Origin of the sequence: Microbacterium sp. ANT_H45B (assembly GCF_008369345.1) — a bacterium.
GTDB lineage: Bacteria > Actinomycetota > Actinomycetes > Actinomycetales > Microbacteriaceae > Microbacterium.
The window spans coordinates 1-516 of the sequence record NZ_VOBK01000014.1 but is presented as its reverse complement, the minus strand read 5'-3'; the positions used below and the strand labels follow the sequence as shown (position 1 = coordinate 516).

Below are 516 nucleotides of genomic sequence, written 5' to 3'. Positions count from 1 at the left end.
ATAACTGTGAGCGAAATTGTAACAATCATTTTTTACAATGTATTGATATTGTCTTTTATTGCTATAAGTGTTTATGTTTACCTGAAATGGCAACATAAAAAACGGATTGATAGAATGTTAGATGAGATGGAAAAATCTTATTCAAAATTTGCCGATCACAAAGCAAACGAAAGAATGCAAAAAAGGATTGATGAGTACGATAAAAGACACCCACTCAAAGCATTTAAACGGAAATTTAAAGATAAAATTAAATGGCTTTTATAGGCTACCGCCCTACGCCTAACGGCTTCGGTTGCTGAACCCTTGCAGAACAAGCAAACAAGTTTACTTGCTCTGTAAGGGTTTTGTAATTTTTAATCCTGAAAAAAGAAAAAATTAGGGCTGAAAGCCCAAAAAAGGGACGAAAGTCCCTATATTTTTATATTTTTGTTTTTTACTTGTTTTCGGCGTTTTTAAAACCAGTAAAATCAATAAGTTACAAACTTATACGACAACAAATTTCCTGTTATACGACAA

1 protein-coding gene is annotated in these 516 nt (G+C 32.0%); it reads left to right on the top strand.

Annotation, left to right across the window (positions count from 1 at the left end; translation table 11 throughout):
- Positions 1-264: hypothetical protein (locus FQ142_RS17625; protein ID WP_223145316.1), on the top strand; the 264-nt coding region annotated here is incomplete at its 5' end.
- Between the last annotated feature and the right edge of the window lie 252 nt (positions 265-516).